Source organism: Thalassotalea sp. HSM 43 (genome assembly GCF_004752005.1).
GTDB lineage: Bacteria > Pseudomonadota > Gammaproteobacteria > Enterobacterales > Alteromonadaceae > Thalassotalea_A.
This window is the reverse complement of record NZ_CP038493.1, coordinates 537,993-561,911: the sequence shown is the minus strand read 5'-3', so window position 1 is coordinate 561,911 and position 23,919 is coordinate 537,993. Positions and strand designations below refer to the sequence as shown.

Sequence of the window (23,919 nt, the reverse complement as noted above, 5' to 3'; positions counted from 1 at the left end):
TGCCATTTAAGCTATTTATGTGCGCATTTGATCTGTTAATCTAAACAGGTCGGTGGGAACCGATAGCCAAAGTTTACCCCTGGGTTTTCCTTTGGTGCTTATGTAAAATCCTGATTTATCAGGTGATTAGCCCCTAAATAGGATTTAGGGGCTTTTTTATGACGAACTCGAAAGCGTTTTTTTATAACGACTTGGTGCGACGCCATACCAACGCTTGAAAGCGCGAGTAAAACTGCTGCTATCGGCAAAACCCAATAAGTGGGTTAACTCGCCAACCGGTACCTTCATTTCTTCTAAATAACGACATGCCAGCTCCTGCCGCGTTTCATCTAAGAGCTGTTGAAATGATGTCTTCTCTTTTTTGAGTTTGTCATGAAAGGTTCTCGGACTCATATATAGCTGTTTGGCAATGCTTTCCCGAGCAAAATTATTCGCCGGTAATGAGGCGATTAACAGCTCTTTAACTTTTGCCGTAAGACTGGTTTTCGATAAGGTTTCCAGATATTTAATCACCAAACCATCAAGCTGACGACAAAGCTCAGCATTCGCGGCAGGTAAGGCTAAGTCGAGTTCGTCGCGATTAAGGAAAATACGAGTTGAGTCACAATTATATTCGATAGCGCAGCCAAAGTGATCAACGTATTGTTGCTCGGTAGCGAGATTTATTTGCCCCATCAACTGCAATCTGTGCGGCGTATAGTTAGGGCGAAATATCTGCCTGATCATTTTGATCAACACCGCAACAATGGTGGTTGAGTGAAAATGACGGGTCGTTTCTGGGTGTTTAACCAAAGCACGAAACTCAACGTAAGGGCTTTCCCCATCCAGCTCAAGAGAAAGTGAGGTGATGGTACTTACTAAAGCAAAAAATTTATGCAAGCGCTGCCAATAGTCGCGCAAGCTGACAGACGATAATAATGACATACCTAATGCGTGGTACGTTGTCGGATGAACGTATTCGGCAAAGTGAATAGGCAGTAAAGGGTCGTCGGTGAGCTCGAGTGCCATGGTGATCAATTCATCCAGTTGTTCGGCATTAAGGCGTATGCTTTTACTGCGCAACTGGGATATATCCAAAGATAAGGTCGCTGCTAACGATTCATTATCAACGCCATAGGAATTGAGTAATTCCAGCAGCGATAGAATATTACCATGGTGGGTCGTTAGCGTAAGTGAGGACATAAAGGTGTTTTCCACAACGGGTGAATAAGTGATCAGATGGTTATATTTTTATCTTTGTTTACCTTATTTGCAATAATTGCAAAGTAATACTCGGCTGTTTTTAAGCCTTGTTTAGCATTTTTAGCAATAAAGCTGACGCACAATGCAAGAATAGATATCTGTTTGTCGCCCTGATTCCTCTAGTTTGTAGTTAACGGAACAATAACGTTCACGAAAAATAATAATAAAAAACTACACCTGGGGTGAGATATGAAATTTAAGTTAAATAACATCAGTCGTTGTTTCGCTGTTTTGTCGTTGGGAACCGCAATAAGCTATCCGGCGCTGGCACAACAGCAAGGACAGCAAGAAACACAACCACAAACACAGCAAGCGCTTGAACAACAAGGTCTGGAGCACATAACCGTAACCTCAACCAAACGCAGTCAATCCATTAATGATATACCTATGTCTATTCAGGCGATTGATGGTGAAGCGTTGACGGCTGAATCCATAGAAGACTTAGGTGAATTGTCAGGTGCCATTCCAAATCTAATTATTTCTGAAACCTTAGGCACAACCAACGTCAATATTCGTGGTATGGGTACGGGTACAGATCGTAGCTTTGAACAATCGGTGAGTATGTTTATTGATGGTATTTATATGCCTCGTTCGCGTCAATATCGTTCACCATTTCTAGATACTGAACGGGTAGAAGTTTTGCGCGGCACCCAAGCGGTATTATTCGGTCTAAACTCGACCGCTGGTGCGATAAGCGTAGTATCTAAAAAATCTCGTCCAGAAGATGATTTTTATGCTCAGGTAAGTGTTGACCATGAAACTGAAGCGGCAGAAACCGTATTGGTAGGGGTTGTCGGTGGTGGTGTTAGCGACACGCTAGGCCTGCGTTTAGCTGTGCAGAATGTCGAATCTGATGGCTTTGGTGAGAACACCTTTACCGGTGAAGACACCGGTGGTAAAGAACAGACCCTTATTCGTTTGAGTGGGGTGTGGGAGCCAACGGCAGATTTAACCGTTACGGCAAAAGTTGAAAATGCTGAATACGATGTTGATGGCAATTTGCATAACACCTTTACTGAAAACGGTGATTATGATTTTGATATCAGCATGGACGGTGGTAACTTGCCATTGTTTGTTCGTAACGAATACAGTGATTTTGATCACCCTCGCAGCACGGCGGGGATGGAACAAGAGTCAACCAATGTAGCTATCGATATTTCCTACGATATTAATGACTATACGCTATCTGCCATTATTGGCTACTCGGACTTTGAATTTACCCATGCCCTTGATTTGGATTCGACCTCTGATTGGATCCTTGGGCCATTGTTGGGCGCACCTGTTATCCCGGCGACGCCTACGCTAGATAATATCTTGCACGAAAACTACGAGCAAACCAGCTTTGAATTGCGTTTGGCATCACCGGTTTCTGATACCTTTAGCTACATCATTGGTTTGTATTATCAAGAAAGCGAATTAGAAAACGTTAACCCAAACATCACCAACACCGAATTCGTTTATCCAGCGCTAGCGGCTCTGCCATTTACGCATGAATGGGCGGAAGCGAGTTTTGATCAAGACACCGAAGCTTATTCTGTTTTTGCTAATGCAACCTGGGCGTTTAGTGACGATTGGCGTGCCATTTTTGGCGCACGTTATATCAGTGAAGATAAAGAACACAGCCGTAAAACCACGAACCTTGTGCGAGATCCTGAAGGTAACTGGCTACCAGTACCTGGGCTAATTATCTTTACCGGTACCTTTGACGGCTTGACTGGCGATAGAACCTCTGAAAACTTCATGCCAGAAGCTATGCTGCAGTGGGATGCCAACGATGACACTATGGTATACGCCAAAGTTGGCACCAGCGCCAAATCTGGTGGTTTTGCCAGCTCAGTGCAATTGCGTGACGAAAATCAATTTGAATACGACGATGAAGAAGCGCTTGGTTATGAAGCCGGTGTCAAAATGACTTTTGCTGAGGGCTCTGCGGATGTCAACTTAGCTATCTTCAGAACCGAATACGACGACTTACAGGTTAATACCTTTGATGAAAACGGCTTGCCAGCCATTCAAAACGCGGCGTCTTCTATTTCACAAGGCTTAGAACTAGAGTCGCGTTGGATGGTCAATGATTGGTTACTTGTCGGTGCATCTGTTGCCTACCTTGATGCCGAATACGATGATTTTGAACGTGGTTCTTGTAATGGTCAGGAGTTAGCTGCCGGGTTAAGCAACCCTTGTGATAAATCCGGTGAAACCATGCCATTTGCACCTGAGGTGTCAGGTAAAGTCTTTGCCGATGTCATCTATCCAGCGTTTAGTGGAGTAGACCTAACCTTTGGTGTCAGCGTGCAGTATTCGGATGAATTCTACACCGAAGGTACGCTGGATGAGCGCGGCCTGCAAGAATCCTTTACCAAAGTGAATGCTCGTATTGGTTTGAAATCGTCTGATGATATTTGGGATTTATCTGTTATAGGCAAAAACCTTGGTGACGAAATTACCTTAGGCAGTTATCAATCCTTCCTAGGGCAAAATGTCGCTACCTTTAAGGCACCTATGACCGTTAACCTGCAAGCTACTTATCGTTTCGGTGGTTAATATAAAAAGGCAGAAGCGCTCGCTTCTGCCTTTTTAAGTTTATTGCTCATCAAGATAATTCCTTTCTAGCAAGCATGGGATAGCTTGTTATTACTAATTCAATTCAAAGGGTTAACATGCACGTTATTGTCATTGGTGCAGGGGTTCAAGGTATCACCACTGCCTATTATTTAAATCAATATGGCTGTGAGGTAACGGTGATCGATTCCGCTGCCTCCGCTGCTATGGAATGCAGTTTTGCAAATGGTGGTGGGGTTACGCCATCGGCGGTAGATCCTTGGAATGCGCCGGGCATTGGCAAAGTTATGTTTAAGTATTTAGGCCGTAAAGACTCGCCGTTATTATTTCGTTTAAAGGCATTGCCAGAGCTTACCGGCTGGGGCTTAAAGTTTTTAAAGTATGCCAATAGCAAAGATTTTTTATATGCCAATAAGCAGACGGGTAAATTAGCCAATTATTCTGTGCAGTTATTTGACGAGATTCGTCAGGATGCAGACATTAATTACCATTATTCAGGTCAAGGCACGTTAAAGATATTCCGTGATCAACAATCTCTAGATGAACACCTGCAGTTGTCTGAAGTATTGCGGGACATGGGCAATGCTGACTTTCAAACATTGAGCCAACACCAGACGGTAGAAATAGAGCCGTCATTATCCGCCATCAAAGACAAACTATCAGGTGCATTACTGTTTCCTGGTGATGAAGCTGGAAACTCGCATATATTCTGTCAACAACTAAGCAAAGTGCTGGCGCGTCGTGGAGTCGAGTTTTGTTATAACAGCCTAGTGACATCAATTGAAAAACATCAAAATTTATTTGAGTTAACCATATCCACACAAGGCAAGCCACTGACTATCAAGGCAGATAAAGTGGTTGTCGCTGCAGGCGCTAAAACTTCACCGATATTGGCGCCAATGGGCATTAATGTACCGGTCAAACCTGCCAAAGGTTATTCACTTTCAATTGATATGATTGGTTGGCAAAATCGTCCACAACATTTGATCGCCGATATGAACCTGCATGCGGGCATAAACCCGCTCGGTGACGTACTTCGCGTTGCCGGTACCGCTGAGTTTGCGGGATTTGATAAAAGCATCAGTGACGAACGCATTAACAACCTTGTTGGCTTGGTTGAATCGGTATTTCCAGAATTTATCGCCACCATTGATAAAACCAATTTAAATCCTTGGACAGGATTAAGGCCAATGAGCTGTGATGGTATGGCGATACTGGGGCAAACCAAAGTGGACGGATTGTACATCAATACCGGTCAAGGGGCGCAGGGCTGGACCACGTCACCAGCCAGTGGACGTCTGGTTGCCGATGTCATTTGTAATCGAACGCCGCAACTAGATATCAAACCATATTCAATTGCCAGATTTTAAGTCAAACCGAATCGTAGGGGGAAATACATGAAAAAGCTTATTTCAATATTATTGTTATCTACTTTGCTAACCGCTTGCGCGCAAGACAGCGGTGAATTGACACAAGCCGCTGTTCATACCCAATTCGATCTGGTTATTGTCGGTGGGCGAGTAATTGATGTTGAAACTCGCTTTGATGGCATTGCCAATGTTGGCATTAAAAATGGCCGTATCAGTGCCATTTCAACGCAGTCACCTACTGGCGACAAAACCATAGATGCCGAGGGCTTGGTGGTTACTGCGGGTTTTATCGATACCGAACAACACGGTTTAAGTGCGATGGGCATCAAGATGAATTTGCGAGATGGGGTGACCACGCAAATGGATTTTGAGGTGGGTGCGTTGAATATCGAACAATGGTATGCGGCTCGACAAGGCAAAACGCAAGCAAACTATGGAACAACGGTAGGCCAAGAATTTGCTCGAATGCGTATTCATGACAATATGCCATTACAAGGTCCAGATGTCTCTATGCCAGAATTCCTGCGCTATCGTGCCGAGAGTAAATTAGATGGCATCGAAGGCTGGTCTGTTACTCGCAGTAGTCATCAGCAGGTCAATCAAATCAGTCAAATATTGGATGAAGGGTTAAGGCTTGGCGCGTTAGGTGTTGGTTCTACTGTCGGTTATGCCAGACAAGGAATTACCACCTTTGAGTTGTCCGAAGCACAACGCATGGCGGCTAACTATGGACGTTTAACTGCGGTGCACCACAGGTTTCATCCAAGCGCCAGTACGCCTACTGAAACCGCCATAGGCGCCGACGAAATCATTGCCAATGCGGTAGCGCTGAATGCACCATTACAAATCCACCACAACAATGATTATGGTTGGTGGGAAGTGGAAGAAAAATTAAAAGCATTGCGCCAACAAGGTTTCAATATTTGGGCTACCTGGTATCCATGGGTGGCTGGCTCGGGACCCATTGCAGCCAGTGTTATAGCCCCGGATAACTGGGAAAAGAGTATGGGGTTTAAATACGATGAAACCATCTTTGACTCGCAATTAGATCGCTTTCTGACAAAACAAGAATATCTTGATTTGGCTGAGAAAGAGCCGGGCAGAGTAATTATTGCTTATAGTCCACCTCGACAGCGCTGGATCAAACACTGGCTAGCGATAGAACACTTTGTCATTGCTGGAGACGGTATGCCAACACTTGATAAAGATGGGCAACCGCTGAATTGGTACGATGATTTTCATGATTATGTAGGCCATCCTCGCACCGCAGGCACCCATGCCAAAGTTTTACGTATGGCCAGAGAGCAGGGTATCGACTTGATGCAAACACTGGGACAACTCAGTTATTGGACCGCTAAGCACTTGGGTGATACCGGCCTTAAAGCCATGCAAGAGCGAGGCCGCATGCAAGAGGGGATGGTGGCCGATATTGTTATATTCGATCCTGACACAGTCCAAGAAAACGCTGACTACGCCGCCGGTAAAAATGGATTACCCTCAAATGGCATACCTTATGTATTGATCAATGGCACGGTCGTTGTTGAACAATCTAAAGTCCTGGAAAACGTATTCCCAGGCCAGTCTATTCGCTTTCCGGTAGAAGCGGTAGGGCGGTTTACTGCCTCAGATGAGCCTCTCACCATTCAATCCCTATTGCCAAAAGATTCATGAAAAACTATTAAAGCTAATGATTTTATTAGCTTTTTCTCTTTTCTGGATTACCCTTTTTATAGAAGGGTAAATATTATTGGGATAAGGGGTGTCAGTCTTGCAACAAGACGTAATAGAGTGGCCGTGCGAACTAAGTAAGCTGTTTAAAGAGTCCTTGCTAGATGGTGCAACAAAAAAGTCTCACAGCAGTGGCAACAAGTTTAATATCCATCACCAGCAACAATACGGCCTTTATTACGTGCTTAATGGCTCGGTAATGATGACCGCACCGATGTTGCATGAAGACAACTTGATCAGCAAATTGTATGGTAAAGGCGATTGGTTTTGTTACGCGCCATTAATGAATTTTAAATTTTCGTTTGGTATGCAAGGTCAATTTTTACAAAAGGTTGAATACATCAAAATCCCACTCTCGCATCTTAATTACTTACTTAGCCAAAGTGATGAGTTGTTCAAATTATTATTTTTTATCAAGTCTGAACGTGCCGATACCTTATTAGAAAAATGTCTGGTCAATGCCTATGCCAGTTTGCCTGAGAAAGTTGCCTACAGCTTGTTGGATTTATACCGAGTACAGGCTGGAACATTAGCAGGGCAGCGACATGAGGTTGATTTACAGGTGACCCAGCAGCAAATCGGCCAGTTGGCAGCGATGAATAGAGCAAGAGTGAATACAACAATACAATCCTTCTCGGACAAGGGAATAATTGAACCCTATCGTGGCGGCATAAAAATACTGGATATCGACGGGTTAAGGCGTGAAATAGAACCGCTACAGTTACTTAACGCCTCTAAGCTGCTGGATTTATAGCGTTTTTTTAACAATCTATTTAATTTTTACAAACAATTACTTTTATCTGTTGCCAAGCGAACACAAGGACAAGATGTTTTGATTGATAATTGACCTCGTTAGCAAATTACATCATTCAACGGCTGCAGAGTCGTTACAGGAGCTAGATATGAAATTAGGTACATCATTTAAATCGTTAGTCGCCGTTGCTGTTACTGCATCTTTCATCGGAACAGCGTCAGCGTCTATTGAAACCAAAGATTGGCATAATACGGCAACACCTAAAGCACAAAAGTTTTTGCTAGATAACATGGCGATTGACTTTTATGCATCTCCTTATACTGTAGGTTGGACCGAAAACCGCCAAGTTTCGAACTATATTGATTTAGCTCATTCTCGCGGTATCTCGGGTGCAACGGTCACTTTGACTTCTCCAGCGACACCAACATGGGCAAGATATAAAGAGGAACTTGCAAAGTGGACTGAAGCTGTAAATGAGTCGAACGCAAAAATTCGCATTGTTAAAAATCCGGAAGATTTCGCCCTAGCTCACAAAAACGGTGAATACGCAGTTATGTGGAACGCACAAACAACGATGATGATGGAAGGTGATTTGAGCCGTGTGAAAGAGCTTCACGAAGATGGTATTCGTGTAATGCAACTTGTATACAATGGTGTGGAAGCTACAGGGGTTGGCAGTTTATCAGCAATTGGTGGTGAATCATCAGGATTAACCGACTATGGTAAGAAAGTCATCGATGAAATGGTGAAATACGGTATCACGGTTGATTTGTCTCATAATGGTTATCAAACAACTAAAGACATTACCGACTATATGAAAGAAAAGCACCCAGGAGTTCCTGCGGTTTATTCTCATTCGCCACTGGCATCAACCTACGGTTGTGAGCCTCACGAGACTCTTACTGAAACTGAAAAACGTATGGCAGAGAAAGGCTACAAGAAGGGCGACCCGTTTTACCGTTTAGCTTCATGTTACCGTTTGATCTCTGATGAGCAAGCACTAACTGTAAAAGAGATGGGCGGTATGGTGTCTATCACAGCGACAGAGTGGATGATGGACGGCGTATGGCCTGAAGATATCACGCCAAAGCAATTTGCAGAAATGATTGATGGCGCAGTTAAAGTATTGGGAGTTGATCATGTAGGTATCGGTACTGACGATATGATGACAGTGAGTGCTGTTGCTGAATTTGCAAAGGCAAACCCTGATGTATATACAGATAATGGCTACATGGTAGAGGCGTTTAACCGCGGTGCAGAAGGTTGTGCGGAAATGTCTAAGCATTTAGCTCCTGTCATTGATGAGCTTTGGAAAATGGGTTACTCAGACGAAGATATTCGTAAAATCATGGGCGAGAACTTAATCCGTGTTTACAAAAAATCTTGGAAGTAATTAGACCCAGTGACGAATAAACGATAAACAAAAGGCTCTGCATTGATAATGCAGAGCCTTTTTTATGTGTTTTAAAACATCACGCTATATAGGTAGCCACTGATAACCGCCATTGCAATAATCACAGTCAAGAAAGCAATGATCAGTTTATTTTTAAAAATAGACTTTAATAAAATGACCTCGGTTAAACTGGCACCGGCACTACCAATAATTAACGCCATAATCGCGCCCATTCCCATGCCTTTTGCGGCTAATGCAGCGCTTAATGGAATAACCGCTTCTGCTCGAATGTACAGCGGAATACCGATAACCGCAGCGACTACAATGGCAAATGGATTGTCATCGCTCGCATATTTGGCAACTAATTCGGTTGGCATAAAGCCATATATTAACGAACCAATCGAAATACCCAATAATAGATACGGTAAGACTTTTTTAAAGTCTTTAATGGTCGATTGCCACACTTGCTTATAAGGGCTGATAACCACTTTATCTTTACCGCAACCTGTGGCGCAGCCAGCGGGTTTTGGTTCTTCATAAGCGCTTTCTTTTACCGCGCTTTCAAATCCAGCTTTTTCCAAAAGAAAACCAGCGAGCATTGAAATACCCATGGCCATGACAAAATAAAATACGGTTACTTTTACGCCAAAGGTGACCATAAATAAGCCTATGATGATCGGGTTAAGCAATGGACTGGCAAATAAAAAGACCATCATGGTGCCAAAGCCGGCTTTGGCTCGTAACAAACCTTTTAAAAATGGAATGGTTGAGCAAGAGCAGAATGGCGTGATTGCACCTAGTAATCCTGCCACCCAATAGCCTCGACCGTTTTTGTCACTTAGGATCTTTTCAATCTTTGCTGGCGGTATCTTCAATTGCAACCAACCAACCAAGTAACTGATGAGCAGAAATAGGGCGGTTAATTCGACCGTTAAAAATAGGAACATATTGAGCGTTTGCATTATCGCTTCAGTGGTAAACATGGTAATAAACCTTTAACTATATTTCTAGAATAGTCGAAATATAAAGATCTTTTATGGAAAGATCAAGATATTTCTAGTAATATCGAAATATAATTAACAAAAGAGACGAGAATGGATATAGAAACGACAGCCAAAGCCTTTAAGGAATTAGGGCATGCAACGCGCTTATCGGTATTTCGTAGTGTGGTGCGAGCCGGTCACACCGGTATTGCGGTAGGCCAGTTACAGCAGCGCTTAGAGATCCCGGGTTCTACTTTGTCGCATCATATTAGCGCATTAGTGAATGCCGATTTATTAACGCAACGACGAGAAGGGCGCACGTTATATTGCGTTGCCAATTTTGACATGGTGCAAAAAGTGATTGGGTTTTTAGAAGATGAGTGTTGTATTGAAGAGCAGCAATAAGACAAGCTTGAGATTCATTTGCCTTATTGCCCGTATATGTTAATTCACTTGAGTTTATCTAGTTTTTGCTCAAGTTGTTCTAATTTTGCCAGAATAGCACCGTTATCGTTTTGCCGAGGCTGTTCAGAGTCTTTATTGTCGCTGTTTAGTAGCGCACGATAGACAACATCGGATATTTGATCGGCAATACTGTCGACATCCAAGCGATTGCTGCGGCCAGTCACATAACGCCAAGCATGGTATTCAACGCCACCATAAATCATGTCTCGAATTAACGTAATCGGTGCATCACTGCGAAAGGTATTGTTTTTGATGCCTTCTTTAATGATTTTATCAACGTTACTCGAGTAGGCTTTATTTAGCTCAAAAATTTTCGTTGCTTCGTAATCGTCACCAACCCGCACGTGCTGAACTATCATGTCACACAGTGCTGGCTCTGCTTTTAATACGTTTAAATGGTGCCAGATCATAAAGTGCAAGCGGTTTTTGACACCGGTAATGCCTGCAAGGTTATGGGTATAGTCGGCCAATGCATCATTATACCAACGCTCTAAGACACTTATTAGCACGTCTTTTTTGGTTTTGAAGTAACGATAAATGGTGCCTTCAACGATGCCAATTTGCTTGGCCACATCTGCCATAGATGTTGCCTCATAGCCTTTTTCGACAAACATTTTGTGTGAAATATCAAGTATTTCGGCAAGTCGCTCTTCAGGCTTTTGTCTTATTCTTTTTTTCTTGGCGTTTGTTGTCATAACATACTGCTCTTTTGCAAACCTTACGCAAGCTATTGTGCCAGTGTATTTTCACCTTGTAAAAAAAATTGCGACCAAAAGCCGCAATTTTAATTAACAATGCGGTTTAAACCCGCTTTAAGTTATTGAACAACTCGATATTAACTGGCATTTGCTAAGCGTTGTGCCATTTCATCACGCATCACGAATTTTTGCATTTTACCGGTAACCGTCATTGGGTATTGTTCGACAAATTCAATGTAACGAGGGATCTTAAAATGGGTAATTTGACCTTCACAAAATGCTAATACTTCATCCACAGTGCAAGTTTCACCTTCTTTTATTTGGATCCAGGCGCAAACTTGTTCACCCAATTTTTCATCAGGGACGCCAAATACCTGTACTTCAGCAATTTTAGGGTGATGGTATAGGAACTCTTCTATTTCTCGCGGGTAGATATTCTCTCCACCGCGAATGATCATGTCTTTGATTCGGCCCGTGATCATTACGTATCCATCTTCATCCATGCTACCGATATCACCAGAGTGGAGCCAGCCAGAGCTATCTATGGTCTCCATGGTTTTTTCTTCGTCATTCCAATAACCTTGCATCACCGAATAGCCCCGGGTACACACTTCACCTGGTTCACCTATTGCGCACACGTTGCCATTGTCATCGATGATTTTTATTTCGACATAAGGCACCGCTCGGCCAACCGTTGCGGTGCGTTTCTCTATTGTATCTTCAGGCAAAGTTAAGTGATTAAGCGGGCTTACTTCAGTTTGACCGTAGCCAATCAGAATATTCTCCATATGCAGATCGCTGATCACTTCTTTCATCAGCTTCATAGGGCACGGAGAGCCGGCCATAATACCAGTGCGTAAGCTACTCACATCATATTGCTTGAATTCAGGATGATCTAACATCATCACAAACATGGTTGGTACACCATGTAAGCCAATACATTGCTCATCACTAACCGCTTGTAATGTGGTAAGCGGGTCATAACTGGCCGCGGGAAATACCATGGTCGCGGCTTGAGAGACACAGGCAAGTGAGCCAAGCACCATGCCAAAGCAATGATAAAGGGGCACCGGAATACATAATTTTTCACCCGCTTTTAGCTGCATACCCGTTGCCGATAGCGAGGCATTGTTCAATATATTGCAATGGGTAAGGGTGGCACCTTTTGGCGAGCCGGTGGTGCCAGAGGTAAATTGAATATTTATTGAATCATCAGGCTTTAATTGTGACTTAAGTGCCTGCAACAATAGTTGTTCATTGTCGCCGCCCATATCGCACAGTTGCTCAAAATTAAACATGCCTTTGCTCGGTTCATCGCCCATGCGAATCACAAATTCGAGATGCGGTAGTTTCTTTGATTGCAATGCGCCGGGTTTACTAAGTTTTAACTCTGGCGCCAATTCATTGAGCATGTCTAAGTAACGCGATGACTTGAATGACTCGGCACATATAATGGCACGGCACTCAACCTTATTTAGGGCATATTCCAGCTCATATAAGCGGTACGCTGGGTTTATACAGACCATAATGGCGCCGATTTTGGCTGTCGCAAATTGTGTCAACACCCATTCGTAGCTATTCGGTCCCCAAATGCCAACTCGATCACCTGGCTCAATACCTATGGCGAGCAGCCCGGTAGCTAATCGATTGACTTGTTCATTGAATTGTTTATAGGTCCAACGGATATTTTGATGACGAACGACAAGGGCTTCGGTATCCGGATGTTGTTCACTGATATTGTCGAGATAACTGCCTATGGTTTGATAAATAAGTTGGCTACTACCTTCCCCACAATAATAGCTTTGTTGTAATGCGCTCATTCTTGGCTTCCTAATAATTTGCTTTTGTCGTGTTTTTTAGGCCTTGTTCTAATTGTTTATAGCCTGCTTGCTATTTTTATAAAACCTGCGGCCAAACAAGTCAATGTGAGTCTGGCTCATTATTACGATTTAATACATTTACAGGGAGTTTTTCATCATGCTGGCCGATATTGACAAGTTTTAACATACTTTTTTCATTAATGATTTTATCTAATAAGTGACTGAAACCGGTTAAAATTCAACCTACGGTCGTCATTTTAAACTTTAATGAATCTGACTCATTAGTGTTGACAATCAATTTTTAACGTCATAATGTTAGCCATGTGAATAAAGTTTGGCCTATCCAACCAATGATTTAATTCACTGTCTTTTAATGAGGCAGCTACACTGCAAGGACGTGGTGCAATAACAATAAAAAAAGAATAAAAATTACATAAGTATCCAAAGAGAAAACGTTATGAATATCAAGTTCAACAAGATTTCCCGAGGCGTAGCGCTAGCCTGTGGTATAAGCATGGCTTATATGCCGTCAGCAACAGTATCGGCACAACAACAAGCGGCTGAAGACGATATTGAAATCATTCAGGTACGTGCGACCAAGCGTGCAGAGAATGCTAAAGATATCCCTATGGCCATCAATGTCACCACAGGTGAAGCCATTGAAAAGCAAAGTATCACCCACTTAGAAGACTTATCTGCAACAATCCCTAACTTTATTGTTGGCGATTCACTCACCACAAACAACGTTTACATGCGCGGTATGGGCTCAGGGGCTGACCGTGGATTTGAACAATCCGTATCTATGTATGTCAACGGCGTGTATATGCCACGCTCTCGTCAAACTCGAGCATCATTTTTTGATGTCGGCCATATTGAAGTGTTACGTGGTGCTCAATCGGTATTATTTGGTTTGAATTCAACCGCTGGTGCGGTGAGTATTCACAACAATGTGACTAACCCAGGTGACGATTTTCATGCCAGTGTGTTAGCTGAGTATGAAACCGAATACGAAGGTACCAAAGCCGACGTTATTGTTGGTGGTTCATTAACTGACACCTTTGCCGTGCGTGTTGCTTTGCGAGAAGCTGACTCAGATGGCTGGATGAAGAACGTTGTGACAGATGTGCCAACATTATTGGCCACAGGTGAATTAAACCAACAAGATAGCTATGTTGGCGGCCGTGACGAGTCTGTTCAAAGAATTACCGCCGTATTTGAACCATCAAGTAGCTTTAAGCTAACTGCCGGATATGAAACCGGCGAGTTTACGGTAGATGGTTCGATGGGGGAGATTTTTAATATCAAACCAACCGGTGAAGCGTTTGGCTACCCACTTTACGATGATGGTACATTAAATTGGCAACAATCTTCAGATACATCATTGATTAACAATGCCAGTGGCATGACCGTTAACTTTAATGTCAATGGCGGTGAAACGTATCAAGAGTCTGATAACGCCTTTGTACAAACCAGCTATACATTTGGCAACGGTTATGAGTTGCAAGCGAATCTAGGTTATTCCGACTTTGAATACTCTGCTGCAGTGGATGTGGATACCACGTCTTTACCGTTGTGGGACGCGTATAATTTTGAAACCTATGAGCAAACCTCTGGTGAGTTGGTGTTCTTATCTCCAACCGATGGTCGCTTCTCGTACATCGTTGGTGCTTATTACCAAACCAGTGATTTTTATACCGCACAGCCAAATATCGTTGATTTGAATTGGTTCGGCAGTGCGATAGTTGAGCGTGGTGATAATCCACTAACGGTTGATCAAACCATGATGTCGGTTTATTTTTCAGCAGACTATGACATCACTGATAACTTAACCGTGATCGCAGGTGCTCGTTGGACTGACGATGAAAAAGATTATGATCGTCAAGCTTACTGTCAGTGGGATATGGGCGCAGGCTTTATGAATACCGCTGACATTTTTGGTTCTCCGGTAAACCCTGGTGGCGCCTTTGTTTGTTCTCCAGCAGGTTATGACGGTAACTCAGACACCATTGATTCAGATAATGTGATGCCAGAAGTCACCATTAAGTATCAAATCAATGACGACTCGTCTATATACGCTAAGGCGGGTGAGAGTGTGAAATCTGGTGGTATTGCCACCGCCGGTTCCATCGCACCGGAAAGCCTAGTGTTTGATGATGAGACCGTGTTTGCGCTTGAAGCAGGTTACAAATTGTCATTTATGGACGATGCAGGTAGCTTCGGTATTACCGTATTCCAAAGTGAATTTGATGATTTACAGGTTAAGACATCGATCTTAAATGATATGGGCGCGCCGGTAAGTATTGCCTCTAACGTTGGTGAAGCGACAACCGCCGGTGTTGAAATGGACGTTAATATGATTTTGACGGACTGGTTAACCATTGGTGCCAATGTGGCGTATTTGGATGCTGAATATGACAGTTTCCGCAATGGTCCATGTAATTACAATGCCAACTTGCCTGAAGATCCAAATGGTCAAGGTGGTTGTGATTTGAGTGGTGAAACCATGCCGTATGCGCCAGAAGTGTCAGGTAGCGTTTTCGCGGATTTAAATTTTGATTTGACCTCAAACCTTGTATTGCAAGGTGGAGTCGTGGTTGCTTACTCTGATGAGTATTATACCGACGGAGCCTTAAATGAAGATTTGGTGCAAGGTTCTTATACCAAAGTAAATGCACGTCTAGGTATCGCCTCCTCTGAAGGTACGTGGGAAGTTAATGTTATCGGTAATAACTTGACCGAAGAAGAAATCCTTACCGGTGTTCAGGAGTTCGGTGGTTTTGCTGACTTAGGTTACTTAGCTGCGCCTCGCACGGTTACCATTCAAGGCGTCGTCCGCTTTGGTGGCTAAGCAAATAAGCTGTTAATTTCTCCCAAACGCGCGATTCGCGTAATTATTGCAAGCCCGCATTAGCGGGCTTTTTATTTACTTAACGTTATTGAATTTAGGCCATGCCTTGTATACATTGAATGCCTTTATCGTCAATGGACTAGGTCATGTCAGAACATATTGTATTAGCACAATTAGAAAACCCGCAACATCAACAAGACTTACTTATGCTGCTCAACGCTTATGCCGTTGATCCTATGGGCGGCAACGAGGGCTTGTCAGACTACACCAAGAAAAACCTGATAGAGGCGATGAAACATAACCCTCAAGTATTTTCTTTACTGTGTTACGTTGACGATAAACCGGCGGCTATTTGCAATTGTGTTATCGGTTTTTCAACCTTTAAAGCCAAACCATTATTAAATATTCATGATATGGCGGTGCTGCCAGAGTATCGAGGCCGTGGCTTAAGTCATAAATTATTAGCCCGCGCAGAGCAAGAAGCTCGAGAGCGAGGCTGTTGTAAGCTGACGCTGGAAGTATTAAACGGTAATGAAATCGCCAAAGCCAGTTACCTTAAATTTGGTTTTACTGGCTATGAACTTGATCCGCAATTAGGCTTAGCTGAGTTCTGGGAAAAGGCGCTTTAAAACGAGATTGATTTACGCCCGGTGCGTGAATTAGTGTCTGGCTCAGCTTTATTGTCTGAGCCTTTTTGTTTTTGCGGATTTTTACGACGGCCGCTATTAGCCTGTTTTTGGGCTTTGTTGGTTTTCTCGTGCTTGCTCGGTTTGTTTTGCTTGGCTGGCTTTTTAGCCGGTGCCGCCGTGGCTGTTGGCTCTTGGGCGACATAATCTGGGTTTAAGATAGGCATTACAGCCTCACCATTAAACTGCACAATGTCTTCAAAATACACTTTCTTGCGCTTTTGATATTCAACTTCGCCGTTTAAGAATACGTAGCCTTCTGAGATCATCATTTTCGCTTCTCCGCCACCGCCAACCAGGTTGGCAATTTTTAACAGCTTATAGAGCTCAATAGGCTCTTGGTTTATTTCAATGGCGAGAACTTCGATTTCCACAGTGTCATCTCAAAAAGGATAGATGCATTAAGTGTATCATGAGCATTTTCACCCACACCATTAAATTCACTGATTTTATTCAAGTAAACAGGGTTTATTGCGGCGTTAGATAGCAAAACGCCACCTGCATTTAACAGATGGCGTTTATCGACAAAACAGCTTGTCAGCCTGATGTGACTGTAACTAGCCATGCTTATGGCGTAGTAACAAAGTTCACTTCAAACTTCTCAATTGATGCTAAGTCAGTGATGCTGGCTTGACCTAGTGCTTCATTTAAACGCTCAGCTGTTTTATTAGCACCATGGCTTTCGGCAAAAGCAATAATGTCTTGACCATTACATACCACACCTAAGGCGACGGTTTCTTTATCAAGGCGATATTCTTTTACGGTACGCTCAAAGCGTAAGGTATTGCCACTCATCGCTGCTTTACACGTGTCTACCAAAGCGTTATGAATATGGTCGTCCATATTATCGGCATTTGCGTTCATAGTGGTTGCTGAAAAAAGTAGTGCTGTTGCTAGTGTTGTTAAGGTTTTCATAGTCGTCTTCCTGTGTGCAGTTCTTTAAGTTAAAAAGTCAGTTTTTGTTTGGTTTAACTTACTAGACGTATGAATAGCGGGAAAAAGTTGCACGCTTTTTAGGGATGGATGTAACAAAGTGTTGCGGTCAAAAAGTGACCAAAACGGCGCTGAAAACCGCTTATCTACTGAATTGTATGATGTTTATTGATAAGAGGGTTACATTTGTTATAAAAGTGTTAAACATACTTTTTTACATCCCGTGATAAATTTCGGACTAATTTTCGTAAAATTCGTCAAAAAAGTCGCTTAGAAATTGACTCGATTGCTGTAAAAAACAGCGAACGATCAAATAATCACAAAATAAATTAAAGATACTGTTGACAGTTTTTTAGTGATCCCTATAATACGCATCACTTTCTTGCTGTAGCAATGCAATAAGAGAGTCGCAAAGTAAATGGACGGTTAGCTCAGTTGGGAGAGCATCGCCCTTACAAGGCGAGGGTCACTGGTTCGAGCCCAGTACCGTCCACCACTTACTTTTGCGCTTTGAATTTGTTTGGACGGTTAGCTCAGTTGGGAGAGCATCGCCCTTACAAGGCGAGGGTCACTGGTTCGAGCCCAGTACCGTCCACCATTCAAATTCAAATATCAAATTATTACTTGTTGGACGGTTAGCTCAGTTGGGAGAGCATCGCCCTTACAAGGCGAGGGTCACTGGTTCGAGCCCAGTACCGTCCACCATCAAGTAATAATTCCCCATATGGACGGTTAGCTCAGTTGGGAGAGCATCGCCCTTACAAGGCGAGGGTCACTGGTTCGAGCCCAGTACCGTCCACCATATGTCTTCTTTATTCAACATATCTTAAAAATTAATCGATACCATTCGATAATTTCGCGTATCTGAAATTTACTAATTGAGAAAAATATCACCGTCATTCCGTCATGTTTTAGGACGGAACCTGGTTACAGTAAGAAGATTGCTAATAGAGCGAAATGAAATCGATATAATTCGATAATTTCGCGTATCTGAAATTTACTAATTGAGAAAATTATCACCGTCATTCCGTCATGTTTTAGGACGGAATCTCGTTACAGTAAGAAGATTGCTAATAGAGTGAAATGAAATCGATACCATTCGATAATATCGCGCATTTGAAATTTACTAATTGAGAAAAATATCACCGTCATTCCGTTATGTTTTAGGACGGAACCTCGTTACAGTAAGATGATTGCTAATAGAGCGAAATAAAATCGATACCATTCGATAATTTCGCGTATCTGAAAGTTGATATCAGTGCGATGAGCATCGCATGCTAATACTGCTTAGCCCTTAGCCCTTAGCCCTTAGCCCTTAGCCCTTAGCTCCTAGTCCCTAGTCCCTAATCTCCAGCCCCTCATAAACACTCAATCTTTCCGCCAAATAAGGGATCCATTTACCGTGTGCAACATAATACTCGATGATTTTAGGGTGGACGAGCAATCGCCAATGGCTTCTCGTATCGATAGCTAGGATATCTGCACCTAACCAATTAGGGTATTTAGCCGCTTCGGCTAAAAACAATTCAGCGGCTTTGTCTGCATCCACATACGCCATGGCGACAATGCCATCTAGACCATGTGGGTCAAACCGTTTATCTCGATTATCTACCAAATACTGTGCATTTTCTCGTGCGTTTTCTAAATCTCCTAACGCAAATGACATTTGCGTATGCAATCTATACCAATACTCGCCCCAATATTCTGGGTTAGTTTGCGGCTGAAAAAATGCTAAACGCTTTGTCGCTTTTTCAATATTGCTACGATCTTGCTGCATCACGTAGTGCTCGAGCAAAATAACATTAATAAAGGTGTGATTGGCCAATGCCCATTCATTGTCGAAGGTGACGTGCTCAGGTTGTTCTTGATAAGGCAGAAAAACGGCAATAGGGGTTTGCATTACCGAATTTAGCATAAGCATGTCAAAGCCATATTTGAGGATAAACTCGTCCCCTTGTTTTTGTTTTAGTTCGTCAAAAACACTGGCGTCGCCGGATTGATAAAAGCGTCCTTTTAACCGGCCCAAGGTATCCAAAGGCGTGACACCGCCAACACTGTCGGCCAGTCTGTTATATAGGGTATCAACATAGTCATGGCAAGCTTGAGACTTACAGGTTGTATTAAACGAAAAGAAAATGTGCGCACCTTGCAAAATGCGGGCATTAAAAGGGTCTTTTTCAACAGCAAGTTTGAAGGATTTGGTGGCGTTATCTAATTGACCATTGAGTTGATACCACCAGGCGAGCACATACACTGGCATACCGGCATCTGGATACAATTCTATGGCTCTATCTATAAACACTTTTCGCGTATCTTGAAAATCAGGCACGTTTTCTTCGGCAACGTAATCACTGGCTTGTGCTAATAAGACTTCTAAATTATCTGGCGCTAACGACACTGCTTTATCTAGGGCATATTTTGCTTGTGTTGTTAGCTCTGCAAATAGATCCTCGTCATTTTCGTACCAGCCACTCATTGAAATCGTGCGACGCATGTGATCGCAAACCTCATTTAACAAGCCCCATGCATCAGCAAATTCAGGATCTTCTTTGACCGCAAGCTCTAATAAGCGTTTGGTACGTTGCAGTGATTCTTCGGTCTCTCGTTCACTGGCTTCGATACTTTGTGCTCGCTGATAATACGTTAGTGCCTTAGCGTTTGTTGACACTGAGCTTGTTGAATTGCTCTGTTGTGTGGGTTGAATCTCCAATTGGATGGAGTTCTTTATTTCTTTGGCTACGGCAGATTGCATGGTGAAAATATCGTCAAGCTTGCGATCGTAGTTGGTTGCCCATAAATGAGCGTCCGTGGTGGCATCAATCAGTTGAATGGTAATTCTAACGTTATCGTTAATGCGCCTGACGCTGCCCTCGACGATATAGCGTACGTTTAATTCTTTACCTATGTCGGTGAGTGATAACGCTGATTGCACATACTTCAGTGACGATGTGCGTGATGCAACGCGTAAGCCATCAATAAAAGACAGTTCGGTTAAGATTTCTTCATGGATGCCGGCGGTAAAAAACTCATTATCGCTATAACTGCTTAAGTTAGTCAGTGGCAGTACGGCAATCGATAGGTGGCCTGCTGGTTGCTTACTCGAAGCTTCGCCAGATTGCACTGACTCAGTTGAGTCGGAGCGCCAATAATTATCCCAAACCACGAACAAAAGGGTTACCGACAATAAACCTATGATGATGAAGTCTAAACGACGCCCGGTGATATTGGTTATCGATTCATCATTGCTGACATGAGTGGTTTTTTTTAAACCGCCAGGAGTTAATTCATACGCCCAAGCAAAGAAAATAGCGAAAGGAAAGCCAATAAGACCAATAAAAATAACGATGCGATTTACTTGTTCAGGCAGCTCGAAAGCGGGAACAACAATAGAGGTAACTTGCAGCACTAACCAAGCTAAGGCTAGGTAGGCAACAGCCACTTTGACCACATTTCTTCGCTTCAACTCTTGCCAAAAACTCATGAATAAATTAATCCAGCCTGGATGCTAATGAGGTAAATACGTCGGAGATAGAAATGCTTTGCTCGTATCACTACATATAAAAACTCGATAGAGACCGAGTTGATGTAGACGCAATTGTAATTTGTTAACTATTGCTAGTGCCTGTTTTATATAAATAAACACTAGCAGTGACGCTGTAATTAAGCAAACTTGCCGATGGCCTTTAACAATAGATAAATGCTTGTTGCAAAAGGTGAAACAATGCAACAAACAGGGCTAATTTTCTAATGAATTTTTTTACGCTAAATGCTAGAATACGCGGCAATTTTTGAACATCCTATTGCCTTGATATTAAATTTGTTTAATCAAGGCGTTAAAGCGAGATAAATATGACAACAACCCGTTTTGCACCTAGCCCTACAGGTTACCTGCACGTTGGTGGTGCCCGTACCGCACTTTATAGCTGGTTATATGCTAAGAAAACCGGCGGTGACTTCGTATTACGTATTGAAGACACAGACTTGGAGCGTTCAACGCAAGCGTCTGTTGATGCAATCATGGACGGGATGAATTGGTTAAATCTAGAATGGGATCAAGGCCCAATCTTTCAAACCGATCGTTTTGACCGCTATAAAGAGGTTATCGCCCAGTTGCTTGAGTCAGGTCATGCATACCGTTGTTATTGTACGCCTGAAGAAGTTGAAGCAATGCGTGAAGAAGCGATGGCGAAAGGGGAGAACCCTCGCTATAACGGCATGTGGCGTGATCGTACTGATTACCCAGCAGACAAGCCATTCGTTATCCGTTTTAAAAACCCGCTAGATGGTTCTGTTGTTATTGAAGACATCGTTAAAGGTCGCATTGAAATCGGCAATAGTGAGCTCGATGATTTGATCATTGCCCGCTCTGACGGTTCACCAACCTATAACTTAACCGTGGTTGTTGATGACTGGGATATGGGCATTACTCATGTTGTTCGTGGTGATGACCATGTCAACAACACCCCTCGTCAAATTAACATTTTGGCTGCGCTTGGCGCACCATTGCCACAATACGCGCATATTCCTATGATTTTAGGTGATGACGGTAAACGTTTATCTAAGCGTCATGGCGCAGTTAGTGTGATGCAGTACCGTGATGACGGTTACTTGCCTGAAGCCTTATTAAACTACTTGGTTCGTTTAGGCTGGTCGCATGGTGATCAAGAGATTTTCTCACGCGAAGAGATGATAGAGCTTTTTGATCTGACCGGATGTAACCGTGCGCCAAGCGCGTTTAATACCGATAAATTGGTTTGGGTTAACCAGCATTACATTAAAACATTGGATGCTGAATATGTTGCTGAACATTTGGCATGGCACATGGCTGATCAAGGCATCAATACTGACCAAGGCCCTGCGTTAGCAGACATTGTTAAGGTGCAAGCAGACCGAGTTAAAACACTAAAAGAAATGGCGCAAATTTCTCGTTATTTCTATGAAGAGTATTCAGAGTTTGACGCTAAAGCGGCGAAAAAACACCTACGTGGTGTCGCTAAAGAGCCATTAACGTTAGTACAAAGCAAACTAGCGGCATTAACACAGTGGAACGCTGAAAACATTCACGCGGCCATTAATGGTACAGCTGAAGAGTTGCAAGTTGGCATGGGTAAAGTGGGTATGCCTTTGCGTGTAGCTGCGACCGGTGCGGGTAATTCACCGTCTTTAGATGTCACCCTTGAGTTGCTAGAGCAAGCGCAAGTCGTTGCTCGTATCGACAAGGCGCTAGCGTTTATTGCTGAGCGTGAAGCAAACGCTTAATGATGTCGTTATAACAAAGAAAAAAGGCGCTTAGGCGCCTTTTTTTATGGGTTATCGAGTTGTTGCTTTTGTCGATATTCGTCGCGTAGTTTGGCCATGAAATGCGATTCAGTTGGTACCTGTATTAATGGTAAGGCTTGTTCAACAAAGGTTTTTGAAAAAGACGCAGGAAAGGTGGCTCGAAATTTAACGAATTTATCGCCATTGATAAACACATAAGTTGAGGTATACAAATCTTCCTGACCCGGTTCACTGATGATGCCGTCAAAAAATACCCCTTGAGTGTCACCATGCTCTAACGCTAACTGAATAAATTGGTTATCTTCGGTCGTCACAGATAAGCTTTCTTGTTGAGCTATAACGTATTCAATTTCTTGGCGCACCAAATTTATTTCTTCATTTAATGCATCGCGTCTGTCTTGCCATTCGATTCTGCGTATTGGATAAACATAAACGTCGATGTAATCGGAGAGAAACTTTTGATGATGATAGCGCATCGACGCGCCGAGAAAGGGATCGGTGTATACGTATTTAAAATTTAGGGCGAAATCACCGATCTTTTCAGTTAACTGAAAGTCTTTGTCATAATCACTTGATTGTAATTGTTGTGCTAAATATGTTGCTGAAAATAGCGCTTGTTGATCTGCATCACTGATAAACTTTGTGACCAAGGTATTCGCAACGTCTTCATTGGCACTGTTTGTTTGCAACAAGCTGATGCTTCGAGCGTGTGGCAATTGATAGTCCGCAGAGTTAATTTTTTGATTGCGCCAATACAGGTTCATTTCGACATTAATGCTATCTTTATTGAAACTGGTCGATGCGATTTCCAGCTGGTAATCAACATCGTTTTTCGCTTCATGCACTTCATGAAATTTATTGGAATCACGAAAGCTATTCACATAATACTGCCAATCAATTGGGTTTAATTGACAATCATTGAATGCCGACGCATTTTCAAATTCCTGACAAGCAACAAGCATTTTGTTGCTAGGTAAGGCAAAAAATATCGATATAGGTGGTAACGATTTATTTTCAATGTGGGAAGTATCTGTCAGATGTGTATTCGGTTGATTTGCACAAGCCGATACAAGTGTCGCAATCATCAATGACAGCGATAAACGAGCTAATGTTTTGAATTTTTTCACATCAATGTCCTTATTCTTTTCTTTACCTTA

At 42.8% G+C, this 23,919-nt stretch carries 17 protein-coding genes and 4 tRNA genes; 13 read left to right on the top strand and 8 right to left on the bottom strand.

The features are described 5' to 3' along the window. Window positions 1-156: 156 nt before the first annotated feature. Window positions 157-1,182: an AraC family transcriptional regulator gene (locus E2K93_RS02465; RefSeq protein ID WP_135437564.1), complete on the bottom strand. Its 1,026-nt coding sequence runs from the start codon at window positions 1,180-1,182 to the stop codon at window positions 157-159. 249 nt (window positions 1,183-1,431) lie between these two features. On the opposite strand from E2K93_RS02465, the gene E2K93_RS02460 reads away from it, so the two are divergent. From E2K93_RS02460 to E2K93_RS02440, 5 genes are all read left to right on the top strand, one after another. Further along, a complete protein-coding gene (locus E2K93_RS02460; RefSeq protein ID WP_135437563.1) occupies window positions 1,432-3,786 on the top strand; it encodes a TonB-dependent receptor in 2,355 nt (784 codons plus the stop codon). Between the two features lie 116 nt (window positions 3,787-3,902). Beyond that, entirely contained in the window at window positions 3,903-5,174 is a 1,272-nt protein-coding gene (locus E2K93_RS02455) for an FAD-dependent oxidoreductase (protein ID WP_135437562.1), read from the top strand. Between the two features lie 27 nt (window positions 5,175-5,201). Further along, the gene (locus tag E2K93_RS02450; RefSeq protein WP_135437561.1) at window positions 5,202-6,845 is read left to right on the top strand and encodes an amidohydrolase family protein; all 1,644 of its coding nucleotides are present in this window, start codon (window positions 5,202-5,204) and stop codon (window positions 6,843-6,845) included. Window positions 6,846-6,942: 97 nt separating this feature from the next. Then, window positions 6,943-7,656 (top strand): Crp/Fnr family transcriptional regulator, encoded by a 714-nt coding sequence (locus E2K93_RS02445; protein WP_135437560.1) that lies wholly within the window; start codon window positions 6,943-6,945, stop codon window positions 7,654-7,656. A 148-nt stretch (window positions 7,657-7,804) separates the two neighbouring features. Next, a complete protein-coding gene (locus E2K93_RS02440) occupies window positions 7,805-9,049 on the top strand; it encodes a dipeptidase (RefSeq protein ID WP_135437559.1) in 1,245 nt (414 codons plus the stop codon). 71 nt (window positions 9,050-9,120) lie between these two features. On the opposite strand, the gene E2K93_RS02435 is transcribed toward E2K93_RS02440, so the two are convergent. Continuing rightward, on the bottom strand, window positions 9,121-10,032 hold the full coding sequence (locus E2K93_RS02435) for a permease (RefSeq protein ID WP_135437558.1): 912 nt from the start codon (window positions 10,030-10,032) through the stop codon (window positions 9,121-9,123). A 111-nt stretch (window positions 10,033-10,143) separates the two neighbouring features. On the opposite strand from E2K93_RS02435, the gene E2K93_RS02430 reads away from it, so the two are divergent. Then, entirely contained in the window at window positions 10,144-10,437 is a 294-nt protein-coding gene (locus E2K93_RS02430) for an ArsR/SmtB family transcription factor (protein WP_135437557.1), read from the top strand. Between the two features lie 44 nt (window positions 10,438-10,481). Here the strand turns inward: E2K93_RS02430 and E2K93_RS02425 are convergent, their stop codons facing one another. Together E2K93_RS02425 and E2K93_RS02420 are read right to left on the bottom strand one after the other, a co-directional pair. Continuing rightward, window positions 10,482-11,192: a TetR/AcrR family transcriptional regulator gene (locus tag E2K93_RS02425; protein ID WP_135437556.1), complete on the bottom strand. Its 711-nt coding sequence runs from the start codon at window positions 11,190-11,192 to the stop codon at window positions 10,482-10,484. Window positions 11,193-11,332: 140 nt separating this feature from the next. After that, on the bottom strand, window positions 11,333-13,015 hold the full coding sequence (locus E2K93_RS02420; RefSeq protein WP_135437555.1) for an AMP-binding protein: 1,683 nt from the start codon (window positions 13,013-13,015) through the stop codon (window positions 11,333-11,335). A gap of 457 nt (window positions 13,016-13,472) precedes the next feature. Between E2K93_RS02420 and E2K93_RS02415 the strand changes: the two genes are divergently transcribed. Together E2K93_RS02415 and E2K93_RS02410 are read left to right on the top strand one after the other, a co-directional pair. Then, entirely contained in the window at window positions 13,473-15,863 is a 2,391-nt protein-coding gene (locus E2K93_RS02415) for a TonB-dependent receptor (RefSeq protein ID WP_135437554.1), read from the top strand. 146 nt (window positions 15,864-16,009) lie between these two features. Next, window positions 16,010-16,492 (top strand): GNAT family N-acetyltransferase, encoded by a 483-nt coding sequence (locus E2K93_RS02410; protein WP_135437553.1) that lies wholly within the window; start codon window positions 16,010-16,012, stop codon window positions 16,490-16,492. Here E2K93_RS02410 and E2K93_RS02405 read toward each other — a convergent pair. Beyond that, window positions 16,489-16,923: an RNA-binding S4 domain-containing protein gene (locus tag E2K93_RS02405; protein WP_135437552.1), complete on the bottom strand. Its 435-nt coding sequence runs from the start codon at window positions 16,921-16,923 to the stop codon at window positions 16,489-16,491. The two genes, E2K93_RS02410 and E2K93_RS02405, sit on opposite strands and share 4 nt — an antisense overlap. A 193-nt stretch (window positions 16,924-17,116) precedes the next feature. Continuing rightward, entirely contained in the window at window positions 17,117-17,464 is a 348-nt protein-coding gene (locus E2K93_RS02400; protein WP_135437551.1) for a DUF3718 domain-containing protein, read from the bottom strand. A gap of 438 nt (window positions 17,465-17,902) precedes the next feature. On the opposite strand from E2K93_RS02400, the gene E2K93_RS02395 reads away from it, so the two are divergent. From E2K93_RS02395 to E2K93_RS02380, 4 genes are all read left to right on the top strand, one after another. After that, a tRNA-Val gene (locus E2K93_RS02395) sits at window positions 17,903-17,978 on the top strand. Between the two features lie 26 nt (window positions 17,979-18,004). Then, window positions 18,005-18,080: transfer RNA gene (locus tag E2K93_RS02390), tRNA-Val, on the top strand. Window positions 18,081-18,111: 31 nt separating this feature from the next. Then, window positions 18,112-18,187 (top strand) — tRNA-Val (locus E2K93_RS02385). Between the two features lie 21 nt (window positions 18,188-18,208). After that, window positions 18,209-18,284: transfer RNA gene (locus E2K93_RS02380), tRNA-Val, on the top strand. 534 nt (window positions 18,285-18,818) lie between these two features. Here E2K93_RS02380 and E2K93_RS02375 read toward each other — a convergent pair. Continuing rightward, the gene (locus E2K93_RS02375; protein ID WP_135437550.1) at window positions 18,819-20,963 is read right to left on the bottom strand and encodes a hypothetical protein; all 2,145 of its coding nucleotides are present in this window, start codon (window positions 20,961-20,963) and stop codon (window positions 18,819-18,821) included. Window positions 20,964-21,331: 368 nt separating this feature from the next. Here E2K93_RS02375 and gltX point away from each other — a divergent pair, with 368 nt between their 5' ends. Further along, window positions 21,332-22,741 (top strand): glutamate--tRNA ligase, encoded by a 1,410-nt coding sequence (gltX, locus tag E2K93_RS02370; RefSeq protein WP_135437549.1) that lies wholly within the window; start codon window positions 21,332-21,334, stop codon window positions 22,739-22,741. 44 nt (window positions 22,742-22,785) lie between these two features. Here gltX and E2K93_RS02365 read toward each other — a convergent pair whose 3' ends face one another. Beyond that, window positions 22,786-23,889: a hypothetical protein gene (locus tag E2K93_RS02365; protein ID WP_135437548.1), complete on the bottom strand. Its 1,104-nt coding sequence runs from the start codon at window positions 23,887-23,889 to the stop codon at window positions 22,786-22,788. Window positions 23,890-23,919: the final 30 nt, after the last annotated feature.